The organism is Paenibacillus sp. ACRRY (assembly GCF_022346995.1).
GTDB lineage: Bacteria > Bacillota > Bacilli > Paenibacillales > Paenibacillaceae > Paenibacillus.
The window spans coordinates 25,672-42,228 of sequence record NZ_JAKRNM010000016.1 but is presented as its reverse complement, the minus strand read 5'-3'; the positions used below and the strand labels follow the sequence as shown (position 1 = coordinate 42,228).

The following is a 16,557-nucleotide window of genomic DNA, read 5'->3' as shown; positions in this document are numbered from 1 at the left end:
AATGAAGGTATTATGCCTTGGATCATTGTTCTATCATACCAAAAAAACCGTTCCAGCGGACGCCGAAGCTTCCGCAGAACGGTTCATTCTTCATACGCTCCCTTGGTTAACCGGATCTACAGGTGAATTCCTGTCTGCTCCACGAGTGCATGCTGCAGCACCTGATCCATATGGGCTACTGGGACAAATTCCACATCTTCCTTGATGCTGTCCGGAATGTCACGCAGGTCCCGTTCGTTATCCTTGGGCAATAATATTTTTTTGTAACCGGCGCGATGTGCTGCCAGTGATTTTTCCTTCAAGCCGCCGATAGGCAGCACGCGACCACGCAGCGTAATCTCGCCAGTCATCGCAATGTCTTTCGACACATGTTTGTTTGTCAACGCAGAAATCAAAGCTGTGGCCATCGTAATTCCTGCAGAAGGTCCATCCTTAGGAATGGCTCCCTCAGGTACATGGATGTGAATATCATTCTTCTCATGGAAGTCAGCCGGAATACCTAACTGGGCAGCTTTGGAGCGCGTATAACTGAATGCCGCCTGAGCGGATTCCTTCATGACATCACCCAGTTTACCAGTCAACGTTAGTTTTCCTGTTCCAGGCACAACCGTGACTTCAATAACAAGCGTATCTCCACCTACTTCGGTCCATGCAAGCCCGGTTACGGTACCAATCTGGTCTTCCAGCTCGGCCATGCCGTAACGGAACTTACCAGGTCCAAGATAGTCCTTGATTTCATCCGGTGTGATATTGATCTGACCTTCCGCACCAGATACGATATTTTTAGCCGCTTTCCGGCACAGTGAAGCCATCTGCTGTTCCAGATTCCGCACGCCAGACTCGCGGGTATATTCACGAATAACACGGAGCAGGCTGTCATCGCCAATCTCCAGCTGTTCATCTTCCAGACCATGATCACGCTTCTGCTTCGGCAGTAGATAGTTTTTGGCAATCTGCAGTTTCTCGATCTCCGTATACCCAGGAATATTGAGCATCTCCATCCGATCGAGCAGCGGACGAGGAATATTATGCACCGTATTGGCGGTCGTAACGAACATGACGTTGGATAAGTCAAAAGGCAGTTCAACAAAGTGATCGCTAAACGTACTATTCTGCTCAGGATCAAGTACCTCAAGCAGCGCTGCAGAAGGATCCCCGCGGAAGTCAGATGCCATTTTATCGATCTCGTCCAGCAGGAATACGGGATTAAGTGAACCTGCCGTTTTCATTCCCTGAATGATACGCCCAGGCATGGCACCTACATACGTACGACGGTGGCCACGAATTTCCGCTTCATCCCGTACACCACCGAGGGAGATTCTCACAAATTCCCGGCCCAGTGATCTTGCGATCGAACGGGCAAGTGACGTTTTCCCCACCCCGGGAGGACCAACCAGACAGAGAATTGGCCCTTTAAGCTTTTTGACAAGCTTCTGAACTGCCAAATATTCAAGCACACGCTCTTTTGGTTTTTCCAGACCGTAATGATCGGCATTCAGCACATCTTCAGCTTTTTGAATATCCAGATCATCCTCTGTCATCTCGCTCCAAGGGAGAGCCAGCAGCCAATCCACATAGTTGCGAATGACCCCGCCCTCAGCGGAGCTGGCAGGCATTTTTTCCAGTCGGTCGATCTCTTTCTCGACCTTCTCCTTGACCTTGTCCGGCAGACCAAGCGTCTCCATCTGGTTACGGAGTTCCTCAACCTCACCCGCACGGCCTTCTTTTTCACCCAGTTCTTTTTGAATCGCCTTCATTTGCTCGCGCAAATAATATTCCTTCTGGGTTTTCTCCATCTGCTTCTTCACACGCTGGCTGATTTTGCGTTCAAGCTCCAGCACTTCCCGCTCATTATTGAGAATGTCGAGAAGCTTCTCCAGACGTTCGCGAACATCTATGGTCTCCAGGATCTCCTGTTTATCCTTGATTTTCAGGGACAGGTGACTCGTGATCACATCAGCCAGTCGGCCCGGTTCTTCAATATCGGACACAGCCGCAAGTGTCTCGGGTGTTACCTTTTTGGACAGATTAATATAATTTTCGAACTGGTTCAGAACCGTACGCATCAGGGCATCCGTCTCCGGATGGCTGTTCTCTTCTTCAGGCAGTTCCTGTGCCAGCACTTCGTAATATTCCTCGTTGTCCGTATATTCAATGATTTCAGCCCGTTCCAAGCCCTCCACGAGAACACGAATCGTTCCGTTTGGAAGCTTCAGCATTTGTCTGACCTTGGCTACGGTTCCGATTCTGAAAATGTCTTCTTGTGTTGGTTCTTCAATGTTTACCTCGGCTTGGGAACATAGGAGAATCAAATGTTCTTCTACCATCGCTTTTTCTAAAGCCTTGACCGATTTCTCCCGGCCCACATCGAGATGCAGTACCATACTCGGGTAGACGAGAAGTCCTCTTAAAGGCAGTAAAGGAAAACGACGACCTTTCGTTTTGCTCGGTCCCATCGCTTTCGCACCTCCAATGGCTCTCAGGTTGTAGTCATTCATTATTCTATCAAATGTTCACATAAAAAACCAATTGAAGGGAAGCGCTTAGCAGCTTCCCGAATCAGTAACCTGTCCCGGACGGGTCAGGTCAGCACGTAAAAATGAAGCAGATGCTGGAGGGAAAATCTCTGCAGCGGGTGCTGCTGGCTCATCTGCGTGCTTCAATTGCTCCGCCTGCTGAGAATCAGGCACCCAGGCAAATACCTCACGAAAAACATCCTGAACCGTATCTACCGGAATGACGCGTAATCCATCCAGATTCTCAAAAATGGACTGCCAGTTTTCGGCGGGAATAATAACGGTCTTGGCTCCCGCCTGAAAAGCAGCCTCTACTTTGGCGAGCACGCCGCCAATCGGTTTCACGCGGCCATGAATGCTGATCTCCCCAGTCATCGCTGTCTCATGATCAACAGGACGTCCCTGAATAGCAGAGGCAATTGCCGTAGCCATCGCAATGCCAGCTGATGGACCATCAATTGGTGTTCCTCCCGGGAAGTTGATATGCAAGTCATAGTCATTCGGACGTAAACCCATGGCTTTTAACACGGTTATCACATTTTCAACCGAACCTTTAGCCATGCTTTTTCTCCGGAGTGTACGCGAACCGCCTCCAATCTCTTCCTCATCCACAACGCCCGTAATATTGATCCGGCCCTGATCTTTGAGTACAGGCACGGCAGACACTTCAATCTCAAGTATGGTGCCCATATTCGGACCATATACGGCCAAGCCATTAACAAAACCGACCTGTGGCTGCTGAGGCACCTTGCGATCCGGTCGCGGCTGGATTTGGCTGCTGCCTGCTACCCACTCGACATCCGAGGCCTGAAGGGTCTCCCTTTTTTCAGTGAGTGCCAGTCCGGCAGCGAGTTGAATAATATTCACCGCCTCGCGTCCATTCGTAGCATATCGCTTGACCACTTCAACGGCATCCGGACAAGGACTGAAGCCGATTTTCTGCACAGCGTCCTCAGCAATCTTCCCGATCTCTTCCGGCAACAATGGTCGGAAGTATACTTCCATGCAGCGCGAACGAAGCGCTGGAGGCAGTTCATGAGGCGAACGTGTCGTCGCTCCGACAAGACGGAAATCGGCCGGCAGGCCATTTTGAAAAATATCGTGGATATAAGCAGGAGTATGCGTGTCTTCCGAGTTATAGTACGCACTTTCCAAAAAGACCTTGCGATCTTCCAGCACTTTGAGTAATTTATTCATTTGAATGGAATGCAATTCACCGATCTCATCGATAAACAACATGCCCCCATGAGCTTTGGTCACAGCTCCCGGTTTCGGTTGAGGAATACCCGCAACTCCCATGGCACCTGCTCCCTGATATATCGGATCATGTACCGAACCAATTAAGGGATCGGCAATCCCACGTTCGTCAAAACGGGCGGTTGTCGCATCCAGCTCCGTAAACTTGGCATCCGGTTTGAACGGTGATGATGGATTTTTTTTGGCTTCCTCCAAGACCACCCTAGCAGCTGCTGTCTTCCCAACCCCCGGAGGCCCATAAATGATTACATGCTGCGGATTCGCACTGCATAAGGCAGCCTTGAGAGCACGCAAGCCGTCTTTTTGCCCTACGATATCATTGATGGTAGCTGGTCGCGTCTTCTCTGCGAGTGGTTTCGTAAGTGAAATGGAACGCAATTTACGCAGTTTCTCCAGCTCTTTGCGAGACTCACGCTCAACGGCACTGCGATTGGTTTTCTGGCCCCGAAGCAAATTCCAGAAATACAAACCAATCACCACACCAAAAAATAACTGTATCAACATGAAGACCATGCCTAAATCACCCATATCTCAACATCCTCCTGTTCTTCTGACTGTTCCCTACGGAATCATACTAATACATGGTAGTATAGCCGTTTCACCAACAGGTAAACGGTCCAGTCAGAATTTATGGATGTTAAGACACCAAGAGCCCGCCATTGCTGACGGGCTCTCTGCTAAGCATATATGAATCAATCAGTGCGAGCGACCAGGAATTACTCCTGTTGTTTCATAGGTTTCGACGATTTTATCGATTTCCTTTTTTAATTCCTCTACCATGATTTCTTCAGGCACTTTACGGATCATCTTACCGTGACGGAACAAGAGACCTTCTCCACGGGCACCGGCAATCCCGATATCCGCTTCTTTCGCCTCACCTGGACCATTCACCGCACATCCCAGTACAGACACCTTAATTGGCACCTTGAGTTTGGAGATATACTCTTCCACCTCGTTGGCAATAGAGAAGAGATCAATGTCCAGACGACCGCAAGTTGGGCAGGAAATCAACGTGGCGGCATTCGAAATGAGCCCAAAGGTTTTGAGCAAATCGCGTGCAACCTTGATTTCTTCTACCGGGTCTGCGCTGAGCGAGATCCGCATTGTTGAACCAATACCCATGGAGAGCAGAGCACCCATACCTGCCGAGCTCTTAATTGTACCCGAGAACAGAGTACCCGCTTCCGTAATTCCCAAGTGCAACGGATATTTAATGATCTGAGCCGCCTTGGAATACGCTTCAATCGCCATCGGTACGTCCGATGCTTTCAGTGAAACGATAATATCATGGAAATCGAGTTCTTCCAGAATACCAATGTGATACAATGCACTTTCTACCATAGCATCAGCTGTTGGATATCCGTACTTCTCAAGCAAATGATTTTCCAGTGAACCCGCGTTAACCCCGATCCGAATGGGTATACCACGTTCCTTACATGCTTTCACGACTTCTTCCACTTTAGCACGTTTACCGATGTTGCCTGGATTGATCCGGACTTTATCGATGCCGTTCTCTATCGCAAGAAGAGCCAATTTATAGTTAAAGTGAATATCTGCCACAAGCGGAATGTTGATGCGTTTCTTGATTTCCTTAATGGCTGCAGCAGCTTCCTCATTATTTACGGTTACACGTACTATTTGGCATCCTGCTTCTTCCAGTCGCAGAATTTCTGCAACGGTAGCCTCAACGTCTGCCGTTTTTGTAGTACACATACTTTGAATAATGACTTCGTTACTGCCACCAATCGTTATATTCCCTACTTTTACGGGACGTGTATCTTGTCTTAAATACATGAGTGATTTCTCTCCCCACAACGTCAAAGCTCCACCCTGACAGAGACATGAATTCGCCTTCTGCCAAAGTGGAGAACTGACAAGTCTATATTTCAGAGCTGAGCAGGAATTCCGCCTTCAGTTAGGCACTTTCTTCCTGCTTATCGTCCTTCGATTGGCCAAGTTCAGGCACGACTCTTTTCTCAACGACTTCTTCGGTAATCACACAGTTCGTAACATCTTCACGTGAAGGTACTTCATACATGATTTCAAGCATGATCCCCTCAATGATGGCACGCAATCCCCGCGCACCTGTGTTACGTTTGATTGCTTCTTTCGCAATCGCAAGCAATGCACCTGGTTCAAACACCAGATTCACATTGTCCAGTTCAAGCAATTTTTGATATTGCTTGGTCAGCGCGTTTTTCGGTTCGGAAAGAATCCGTACCAGTGTATCTTCATCCAGTGGCTCCAAAGTGGAGATTACTGGGAGACGGCCTACAAATTCCGGAATCAGACCGAATTTCAGCAAGTCTTCCGGAAGGACCATACCCAGGTACTCACCCGGTTTAAGGTCTTTTTGTTCCGCAACGGTATTGAAGCCAATGACTTTTTTACCGATCCGGCGTTTGATCATTTGCTCGAGACCATCAAAGGCACCACCACAAATGAACAGGATATTTGTTGTATCAATTTGGATAAATTCCTGATGAGGATGCTTACGGCCACCTTGTGGCGGTACAGAAGCAACCGTGCCTTCCAGGATTTTCAGCAAAGCTTGTTGTACCCCTTCACCCGATACGTCACGTGTAATGGACGGATTCTCGGATTTGCGGGCTACTTTATCAATTTCATCGATATAAATGATACCGCGCTCTGCTTTTTCCACATCATAGTCAGCAGCTTGAATGAGCTTGAGCAGAATGTTCTCTACGTCTTCACCCACATAACCGGCTTCAGTCAATGAAGTCGCGTCAGCAATAGCAAAAGGAACATTGAGGATTTTAGCCATGGTTTGCGCAAGCAACGTTTTACCGGAACCTGTAGGTCCGAGAAGCAAAATGTTACTCTTTTGCAATTCAACGTCCTCAATCTTGCTTTGAGTATTAATACGTTTGTAGTGATTGTAAACCGCTACAGACAGAGACTTCTTCGCTTGATCCTGTCCAATTACGTATTGATCCAGAATATCGCGGATTTCTTTTGGTTTCGGTATATCTTTGAGGTCCAGTTCTTCGTCATGACCGAGCTCTTCCTCAACGATTTCGGTGCAAAGTTCGATACATTCGTCACAAATGTACACGCCTGGTCCAGCGACCAGCTTGCGCACCTGTTCTTGAGATTTACCGCAAAAAGAGCATTTCAGTTGCCCTTTCTCATCGTTAAATTTAAACATGAAACCACCCCTTTAGGAATTGATCGGTCTGCTGAGCACCTGGTCAATAATGCCGTACGCTTTGGCTTCTTCCGCACTCATGAAAAAGTCACGGTCCGTGTCCCGCTCAATTTTCTCAAGGGGCTGACCTGTACGATCGACGTATATTTGATTCAGTTTCTGACGTGTTTTAATAATCCATTCGGCGTGGATTTTAATATCCGCAGCCTGTCCTTGAACGCCGCCAAGCGGTTGGTGAATCATCACTTCGCTATTGGTCAGCGCATATCGTTTACCAGGGGCACCGGCCGTTAACAACAACGAACCCATGCTTGCTGCCATCCCTACGCAAATGGTAGATACATCCGGCTTGATATACTGCATCGTATCGTATATACCCATCCCTGCGGTGACAGAACCACCAGGTGAATTAATGTACAAGCTGATATCCTTTTCAGGATCGTCGGCTGCCAAAAATAAAAGCTGTGCTATGACAAGATTGGCTACATCGTCATCAATCGCACTGGTTAGAAAAATGATGCGATCCTTCAGCAAACGCGAATATATATCGTAAGACCGTTCGCCTCGATTGGTTTGTTCCACAACCATTGGCACCAGACTCATGAGACCAACCTCTTTTCTACATGTAATTAGACATAGGCTACCTGTAAAGCAAACCCAAATTCATTCTAACACGTTCCTGTGACAATGTCATTTTTCACAAGTAGTGTCAAGCATAAGTTAGTTTACTTTTCAGCCTGATCATATTTAACCATGTTTTCTATGTATGTGCAAATCGAAGGAATCCTATGCCGTTTAACCTTTATTTTATTTGCATGAAGTACATAGGATGCTTGAAGCGGTATAACCCTATCCAACATTATAACCATCCATATTATTACTGAATCATCTATAAAATGGATGCCATAATTTAAAAATAAGGCACGCAATGATTCACGTGCCTTATCCTTTATTCAGCTGTTTGTTGCCTCACAGCTTGTCTTATTTTTCGTCAGATTCTGCAGCAGCTTCTTCAGCAGGAGCTTCAACTGGCTCTACAACTTTGCTGTTCTCAACGAGAACATCGATCGTTTTGCGCAGTTTAACTTCATCGCGAAGGCTGTCGAGGGAACCATTGCTCTCCAGAATGCCACGAATCTCATCAGCAGGACGCTTGTAGGATTCAGCCATTTTTTCGAGTTCTTGGTTCACTTCTTCATCAGATACTTCGATGTTTTCCGCTTTACCTACAGCTTCGAGAACCAGGTTGTTGCGAACACGTTTGGAAGCATCTTCTTGCATTTGTCCTCTCAGGTCAGCTTGTGTTTGACCGGAGAAGCTCAGGAACATTTCCAAGTTCATGCCTTGGTTGCGCAGGCGGTTGTCAAAATCACGCATCATGTTTTGTACTTCGCTGTCAACCATTGCAGAAGGGATGTCCACTTCAGCATTTTCTGCTACTTTTTCTACTACCGCATTTTCTTGAGCTGCTTTGAACTCATCTGCTTTGCGGGAGTCGAGTTGTGTTTTCAGATCAGCTTTGTACTCTTCCAGAGTGTCAAATTCGCTGACATCTTTTGCAAACTCATCATCCAGTTCTGGCAGTTGTTTGCGTTTGATTTCGTGTACTTTCACTTTGAATACCGCTTGTTTGCCAGCAAGTTCTGCTGCATGGTAGCTCTCTGGGAAAGTTACTTCAACGTCTTTGAAGTCGCCTGTGGACAGACCCACAACTTGCTCTTCAAATCCTGGGATGAATGTGTTGGAACCCAGTTCCAAGGAATAACGCTCAGCTTGTCCACCTTCGAATGGTACGCCATCAACGGAACCATCGAAGTCGATAACTGCAACGTCACCGTTTTGTGCAGAACCTTCGTCGATTACAACGAGTTCAGCGTGACGTTGTTGAAGACGCTCAAGCTCTTCAGTTACTTCTGCGTCTGTTACTTCGCCTTTAGCTACAGCAACTTCGATTCCTTTGTAGTCACCCAGGGTAACTTCAGGTTTCACAGTTACTTTCGCTTTGAACTTGAATGCTTGTCCTTTAGCGAATTGTTCGATATCTACATCCGGACGATCTACCGGGAAAATATCCGTTTGGTCGATTGCTTCTGTGTAAGCTTCAGGAAGCAAAATGTCGATTGCTTCTTGGTACAAGCTTTCTACACCGAAACGAGCTTCGAAGATTGGACGTGGCACTTTACCTTTACGGAATCCAGGCACGTTCGCTTGTTTTACTACTTTATTAAAAGCTTTGTCGAGTGCTGCAGTTACACGATCTGCACCAACTTCAACTTCAAGAACCCCAAGGTTCTTCTCTATCTTTTCCCAAGTTGCTTTCATTGTATACTTTCCCCTCCAAAATTCACATGTTCACGTAGGCGATCACGTACAAAATAACCATTTTAGTATAAACAAGATTACATTCTTTTTCAAGGGGAATCCCTTGATGCGGTTTGAGGTAAACGTTTCCGGCCCTTATTGGCCCCCCAAACCTGCAGAAACAAACTGCTTCATCGAACGATATGCCTGCTCCAGACGGAAGCGCATCGCTCCAGTTACAGCATACATTGAACGGGTATCTTCTTCGTCGTGGGAGCCACCCAGGCTGTCTGCAACGGTCATATGTAGTGCTGCTGCCCATATATCTGTCATGGAATCATTTTCTTCCAGCATGGAATCGTAGTCACGTGTTCCATACACCGCCATGACAAACTGGATCCACAGTTCCTGTGCAAAATAAAAGAGTGTCGGTTCGTGAACTTCTGTCTGATCGGCCACTCGCTCGAGAATGCGCACGATCTGAAGCGGAAAATCCTCCGGACGCAGAGGGACCGTATCGATCTCCACTTCAACCTGCTCTTCCCCTCTTGTGAACGTGATGAAGCCCTGCGTACCCCGACGTCGCAAGGTTTGCAATACCCGGAACTGCAGCAGTGGATGAAGAGATTTATCGGTTAACCAGCTGCTGAGTGCCTCATCGATCTCCGGAAGTTCAAGATAGGCGAGCTGCTCCAATGCAAGCATCGTTTGTTCGGATAGCGGTTCTTCCATTACAGTGCGAAGCAGCTTATCCGCGTATCCTTGGTCCTGCTCCAGCTTGGACCTGGCGTGCTGACGCGCCATATCCTCCTCACTGATTTCCTCTTCTTCATGTATATCTGGGGCAATAGAGGAATCTTCCGCGTAATGAGGGAACGCAGCTTCAAGCCACTCCAGCAAAGCCCGCCATTCGTCATAATGGCGTTCTTCCTGTCCCTGACATTGCAGCAAGAAGCGGAGCAGCTTCATGGCTTCACCATATCGCTCATTTTCAAGCATGACCGTTAATTGAATCTGGTAATAGTCCAGCGTCTTAGGAAACAGAACAATATTGTTACTGTGCTCGTTTTCCGGGGTCGTGGATTCCTTGATAGGAGCACCTCCTCTATATCCTCAATCTCCAGTCGGAATCAACCATAAATAGATGTATATTAAACGAAAGTGATCTATTTTCTGAGTTCTCCTGATATTCTAACATAACCTTAAATATAATGAAAAAAACGTCACCTGCCGCCAAATATCATATACGAAAAAGTTATTTAAATAAAATGTTTGATATTCATCATTATTTATGATAAAATCATTTTTGCTTGAAAAATTTCATGTCTCAGTAGCTCAGCTGGATAGAGCAACGGCCTTCTAAGCCGTCGGTCGGGGGTTCGAATCCCTTCTGGGACGTACTAAGAAAAGCTTCCTTCGGGAAGCTTTTTTGCGTTCTGGGGATATATTCATCCAACTTCATTGCCCGATGTTGACATCGAATGTTATGCTTGATGGTATACGTATGTATCAAAGTATACATATTAGAAAAAATAAATAACAGGAGATTTACCTATGCCATCCTCTTTACATCAACATTCGCCTGATCATGCAGTTGCGGATAACTCTACAGCGTCCGTGAAACTCGGACTTCTCCTTACAGGCATCATCCTGATCGCAGCCACGATGCGATCACCCATTACAGCGGCAGGGCCTATCGTTGATTTAATCCGTGCCGATACAGGGATAAGTCATACCATGGCGGGATTACTCACTTCACTGCCACTGCTTGCTTTTGCGGCAATCTCTCCCTTTGCCCCGCAGCTGGCAAAACGATTCGGTTTGGAAGCAGCATTGCTGACCGCTATCATTATTGTAACATTTGGTATTGCACTGCGTTTCTTGCCATCAGTTCCTGCACTTTTTGCAGGCACAGCCATCCTCGGATGCGGAATCGCACTGAGTAACGTGTTACTCCCCAGTTTGATTAAACGGGATTTTCCCTTACGCGTAGGAATGGTTACTGGTCTATACTCCGTATCCATGAATATATGGGGTGCCATTGCCTCGGGAATTAGCGTTCCTGCAGCAGGATACACCTCCATGGGTTGGCATGCTTCACTTGGAATGTGGGCTGTGCTCTCCATTCTGGCTCTTATCTTGTGGCTGCCTCACGTTCGTAACGGACGTCGCGGAGAAGTCTATGTTGCATCCCGGAAAACCGAGAAGCCTGTGCGCCTTCGCTCATCTTCACTCGCTTGGTATATCACGCTGTTTATGGGATTGCAGTCGTTGATTTTTTACTCAACCATCACCTGGCTGCCCGAGATTTTGTCTACTCAGGGTTTTAACCCTTCTTCTGCAGGATTGATGTTATCCATGATGCAAATGGTCAGCGTTCCAGTGACGTTTGTTATCCCTATTCTGGCTGGACGAATGAAGGATCAACGCGTACTGACAGCCATCACCTGTACGTGCCTCATCTTGGGGTATGCGTTCCTCTTAAGCGGTATCTCATCACTGGTTACTGTTGGAGTGGTTCTCGCTGGTATTGGTGGGGGAGCTTCATTCGGCCTGGTAACGATGTTCTTCGTACTTCGGACTTCAGACGCGAGACAAGCAGCAGGATTATCGGGAATGGCTCAATCGTTCGGGTATATGCTGGCAGCTGGAGGCCCCTTGTTGTTCGGACTAATTCATGACTGGACGCATGGCTGGACCATTCCATTGCTTTTGCAGGTTGCACTCGCCATCGTATTGCTGATTACAGGCATCATGGCCAGTAAAAATCGATTGATTGGTGATTCAAAATAAAAAAAATTTGATTCGATGTATAGATATTTTTGAATTTTGCTCTCCTTGTGATGACAGGATAAAACACCAGTCACCGTAAGGGGAGTCTTTTATATCAACATGTATATGCAGTGTTGTTAATCAGAATAAACACTTTAGGTAACCTACAGTTTATTAAAAACTCCAAAACAAGAGGCCTTCACCCTATTAAATAAGGATGAAGGCCTCCTAAGAGAAAGAACAAAGTTTTAAACAAATACTTCACTTAACGTGTATAGATAGTTTATTAAGCCTGCTATCTTACATGAATCTTATAATTGAACTTACTTGACCTTTACAGTAATCGTTTCGGTACTGGTAATACCAGCTGAATTACTTAACTCGGCACGATACTTATACGTGCCTGAAGAGCGTCCAGATATCGTACTGACTGCACTTTGCGCATAAGGTGTAGCCGCACTGAGTGCTTGGGTATCAATTAACTGATCATTTTCGTAAAGGCGGTACTCCGTAGCGTTGGTACCCCACCATAAGTTCATGGTGACCTTATAATTACCATCGCCATCCCAATTGTCCTGAGAAAGCACTGCCTTGCCCGGAGATGCATTGGTAACCCGAACAGTCAGCCTTTGACTCCGTGTTGTCCCTTTGTCATTCGTTAGCTCAGCTACATACGTATATGTGCCATTCGTTTTTCCTGTAACCTCCGTCTGAGCAAACTGTGCCATAGGCGCATTGTATGTCAACTTCTGCGTATCTATCAATACTCCATCTTCATAAAGTTTATAGCTGGTTGCATTTTCGCCCCACCATAAGTTCATGCTGACGGTATAGGAGCCACCGAGCAGACCATTAGCATGTCCATTATTGTGAGAAAGGACAGGTGTAGCAGGTGCTCTGGTAGCCGGAGTCTCCGGTTCAGGCTCCGTAGATTCCAAGCTCAACAACGTGTTGGTTGTACCTGAAAGCCCTTGTTGGTCCTTCACCGTCAGTTCGACGACATATTCGCCGGATTCAATGTCCTCTAAAGCAAGACCAAAGCTACCATCCTGTTGTATTTCAAAGTCGCCCTCTTTAACAATCGAATCATCCTGTTTTTTCACAACATATGATGCTTCGAGGGATGCTGCAGGGTCAAACTCAATGTTCCACCCTTCTTGGAGCGCAGGAGCAACAACGAAGTACAAGTCTTCCACGTTTCCGTTAATAGTTGCAGACTCATCGTTTTTAAATTCCAGCTTCTCTGGAGCAGTGACCACCGGTGCTTCTGTTTTCACCAAGAAAGGAGGAGTATCTTCTACGTACGTTTTGCCGTCTGTACCTATAGTTGTGATATCAACGGTGTACAAACCATCTGGAATTTTCGTTGCTTCTTCTGTAGCGTAATCCAAGTAATTTCCGGTCCAGGCCAAGTTATAACGGGTATTGGCATTGAAGTTATAGTAATTCCCAAAGATACTTCCAATGTACCCGTCCTGGTAAGGACCACCATCCATGTCAAGTCCATTGAAAATTTCGATCAACGCAAAGTTCATTGGGTTATGGAATTCCATCGCCACATTCAACGTATCCAGCGTGCCATCTTCCTTCAATGGATAATGGAATGGATTTGTCTCATTACCATACTTCGTTTCAATGTATTTCACGCCGGATTCAGTAACATTGAAGTGAGCCACGTACGGTAAGCTGTACGTTTTCGCTCCATGACTGAATTCAATATACCCCTGGGCTTCTCCTACAGTAGTCACGCCTTTTGGAACCGTAATCGTCACCGCTACCTCTTCTTCACCATTCAATTCGAAGGACGTCTTATCAACGGAAACCGAGACACCATTAATGGTGCGAGTAGGATTAACGGATACGGAATATTCCCCGCCTGTCCCTTTTAGTGACTGTACTTTGAGCGTTCTGCTGACCGTTTTTTCGTCTGTACTCAGGAAGTTTCCAAAATTGACACTGCCCGTAACGTTTTCCTTTTCTACTGCCTCGCCGTTTTCAGTATATTTCGTAACATCCATGACTTTAACGAAAGTCTCAGGATCAATCGTCTCTGTTGCCTGTATACGCCCTGCGCCTTGATCGAACACATCATAGTTCTCTGTATTCAATACCTTGGCATTGTTCATAAGTGCAACTTTGATATCGAAAGGTGTCCAATCCGGATGTTTTTCGATCAGCAATGCTATCAGCCCGGCTACATGCGGAGTCGCCATGCTTGTTCCCGATTTTCGTCCATACGCTTGATCGTAATCCGCTTCAGGCTCATCCTTGCCATACGCAGGAATGGTTGACAGGATGCTAGTTCCCGGTGCAACGATGTCAGGTTTAATGTCCAGTGTTACCTTGGCTGGTCCCCGGGAACTTGACGAGTTCATCTCATCTCCCTCTGTCATGTCTTTGACGAAATCGCTGAAGCTAACTTCAACGCCTTGACCAGCGTCGAGCTGTGCCTTGATAGCTTCTCCATCTTCCTTGCTCATGCTGAGGGTAGGGATAAATTCAAAATCATCACCTAGACTAACGCCAACTGGCCCAGGAATGTTATTGTAGACAATAACCGCAATCGCCCCAGCCGCTTTTGCATTGGCTATCTTATCAACAAAAGCCAGCTCCCCGCGCTGGATAAAAGCAACCTTGCCATTCATATCTTTCCCTTCAAAATCAGTTGGTTTGCCCAAACCTGAGTAGACCAAATCATATTGTCCATTCAGTACCGTTTCCGGATCTTCCGCTAGATTCCAGCCCATCACATCCAGACGATAGACCGACTCAGTGACGGTTAGTGGATTGCTGTTCGTTTCAGTTGGAGCTGCGACTTCCTCCTCTTCAGTAGGTGCTGCTTCTTCCGTAATCGCAATAGTTGTATCTTGTGTTGTTTCCGATGCAATCTCTGCTTGCTCTACTTGTGGCAACGTATCCTCGCCTGCTGATTCAGGCTTTTCAACGGTTGGCTCTTCTTCATCTGGTGTGCTAGCAGGAATGTCTTGCTCTGGAGTTTCTTGCTCTGGAGTTTCTTGAGCTTCAGTTCCTGGTGCTACTCCAAGTTCAGGTGATTGCTCGATCTCAGGTGCCGGCAATTCTTCAGGTAGTGTGCCTTCATCATCCTCACCGATCCAAAAATGTGTGTCGGCTGTGATCATCTGACTAGGCCCCGTAGAGTTGCCGACCGTGATTGCCATAGCCGATGCTCCTGGAGAACCTAGGGTGTAACGGTTCGGGCCTTCGTTACCACTTGCTACCACTGCAGTCACACCTGATAGCATGGCATTATTGAGGGCAACCGAAGTAATGTAACTTGGATCATTTGCTGTATTCCCCAGCGAGAGATTGATGATGTCCATACCATCTTTAACCGAGCGATCAATTCCGCCCAGTACCCAAGCTGTCTGCCCGCTACCATAAGGTCCTAATACGCGGTAAGCATAGATTTCAGCTTCAGGAGCAATACCAATAACCCCATAATCTCCAGCTTCACGAGCGGCAATCGTTCCTGCTACGTGAGTACCGTGGGATGTATAGTAGGAACTGCCTCTTTCGTTAAACTCGGGCTGTCCAGAACCTTTCCACTCTTCTCTTGTTGCTTCGTAAGGATCTTCATCGTTATCAACAAAATCCCATCCACCCTTATAACCTTCGATCAGATTAGGGTGCTCGTAATCAATCCCTGTATCAATAACGCCGACTTTGATACCATTTCCTTTGTATCCCAGATCCCATACTTCCGGGGCACCAATAAACGGAGCTGTGTCCTTCATATAGGGATTAACTTCATCGTTCTCTGGCGTTAACGAGATTTCAAGGTCAGGATACACACTGACTACACCTGGTATGCGAAGCAATTGCCCCATTTGGCTACCATTCACTTCAATGGCTACACCATTCAGGGCGTATGCGTAATTTTCCAATACTTCGTGATTGATTTTGTTCTGAGTGAGGCTATGTACAAATGACTGTTGTTGTTGTTCGACCTTCGTCACAGCATTTGTTTCCATAGAGGAGGTAAATGACTTTCCTAAGAGGGTTGATTCGCCTTGCGCTACAGCTACGGGTTTGTTTGAGAGTTCAACGATCACTCTTGTTTTCTTTCCACCGAGACCTTCCAGCCTCTGATCCAAATAAGGTTCTGCGGCAAGCTTCTCTTCCCGCTGGTCGAGGATCTCTCTCCACTGTTCGGCTTCAGCCTTGGTAGGCAAATTCCTGTCAAGCTGTACTTCTGCTGGAGCGGCTCCAGCCGCAGGCATAATGATGGAAAAGACCATAAGGACACTTAATAACATGGATATCAATCGTTTATTCAAGGCTATGCCCCTCCTTCGTAATATGAATACCTCACTAATCGCTGGGACCTCGCCTGAACAAGTACTGCAATACTTGAGTACCCTCACCATCCTTTCGGCAAGAAGATTGACCCTTGGTAAATTATTCAACTAAAATATCGCATTTTCCTTCTAAATAATTACAGATATGATATAAAAATTACTTATATGGTTCTTGAGTAAGAGGAAAATAATGAATTTGTATTTATTTGTCGATGGAGATATT

The 16,557-nt window shown here is 46.6% G+C and carries 9 protein-coding genes and 1 tRNA gene; 2 read left to right on the top strand and 8 right to left on the bottom strand.

Annotated features, from left to right (window positions below; all coding sequences use genetic code 11):
• Positions 1-116: 116 nt before the first annotated feature.
• From lon to MH144_RS28260, 7 genes are all read right to left on the bottom strand, one after another.
• Positions 117-2,456, bottom strand: a complete 2,340-nt coding sequence (gene lon, locus MH144_RS28290; RefSeq protein WP_239305557.1) for an endopeptidase La — start codon at positions 2,454-2,456, stop codon at positions 117-119.
• Between the two features lie 87 nt (positions 2,457-2,543).
• Positions 2,544-4,301, bottom strand: coding sequence for an ATP-dependent protease LonB (gene lonB, locus MH144_RS28285; protein ID WP_239305556.1), 1,758 nt, complete (start codon positions 4,299-4,301; stop codon positions 2,544-2,546).
• A 168-nt stretch (positions 4,302-4,469) separates the two neighbouring features.
• Positions 4,470-5,567, bottom strand: coding sequence for a flavodoxin-dependent (E)-4-hydroxy-3-methylbut-2-enyl-diphosphate synthase (gene ispG, locus MH144_RS28280; protein WP_239305555.1), 1,098 nt, complete (start codon positions 5,565-5,567; stop codon positions 4,470-4,472).
• A 121-nt stretch (positions 5,568-5,688) separates the two neighbouring features.
• Positions 5,689-6,942, bottom strand: coding sequence for an ATP-dependent protease ATP-binding subunit ClpX (gene clpX / locus MH144_RS28275; protein WP_095293292.1), 1,254 nt, complete (start codon positions 6,940-6,942; stop codon positions 5,689-5,691).
• A gap of 12 nt (positions 6,943-6,954) precedes the next feature.
• Positions 6,955-7,545, bottom strand: a complete 591-nt coding sequence (gene clpP, locus MH144_RS28270; RefSeq protein WP_091001992.1) for an ATP-dependent Clp endopeptidase proteolytic subunit ClpP — start codon at positions 7,543-7,545, stop codon at positions 6,955-6,957.
• Between the two features lie 378 nt (positions 7,546-7,923).
• Positions 7,924-9,264, bottom strand: coding sequence for a trigger factor (tig, locus tag MH144_RS28265; protein ID WP_239305554.1), 1,341 nt, complete (start codon positions 9,262-9,264; stop codon positions 7,924-7,926).
• Between the two features lie 135 nt (positions 9,265-9,399).
• The gene (locus MH144_RS28260; protein ID WP_239305553.1) at positions 9,400-10,242 is read right to left on the bottom strand and encodes a hypothetical protein; all 843 of its coding nucleotides are present in this window, start codon (positions 10,240-10,242) and stop codon (positions 9,400-9,402) included.
• A 325-nt stretch (positions 10,243-10,567) separates the two neighbouring features.
• Here MH144_RS28260 and MH144_RS28255 point away from each other — a divergent pair.
• Together MH144_RS28255 and MH144_RS28250 are read left to right on the top strand one after the other, a co-directional pair.
• Positions 10,568-10,641: transfer RNA gene (locus tag MH144_RS28255), tRNA-Arg, on the top strand.
• A gap of 156 nt (positions 10,642-10,797) precedes the next feature.
• Positions 10,798-12,036: a CynX/NimT family MFS transporter gene (locus MH144_RS28250; RefSeq protein ID WP_239305552.1), complete on the top strand. Its 1,239-nt coding sequence runs from the start codon at positions 10,798-10,800 to the stop codon at positions 12,034-12,036.
• Positions 12,037-12,338: 302 nt separating this feature from the next.
• Here the strand turns inward: MH144_RS28250 and MH144_RS28245 are convergent, their stop codons facing one another.
• Positions 12,339-16,313, bottom strand: coding sequence for a S8 family serine peptidase (locus tag MH144_RS28245; protein ID WP_275440347.1), 3,975 nt, complete (start codon positions 16,311-16,313; stop codon positions 12,339-12,341).
• Positions 16,314-16,557: the final 244 nt, after the last annotated feature.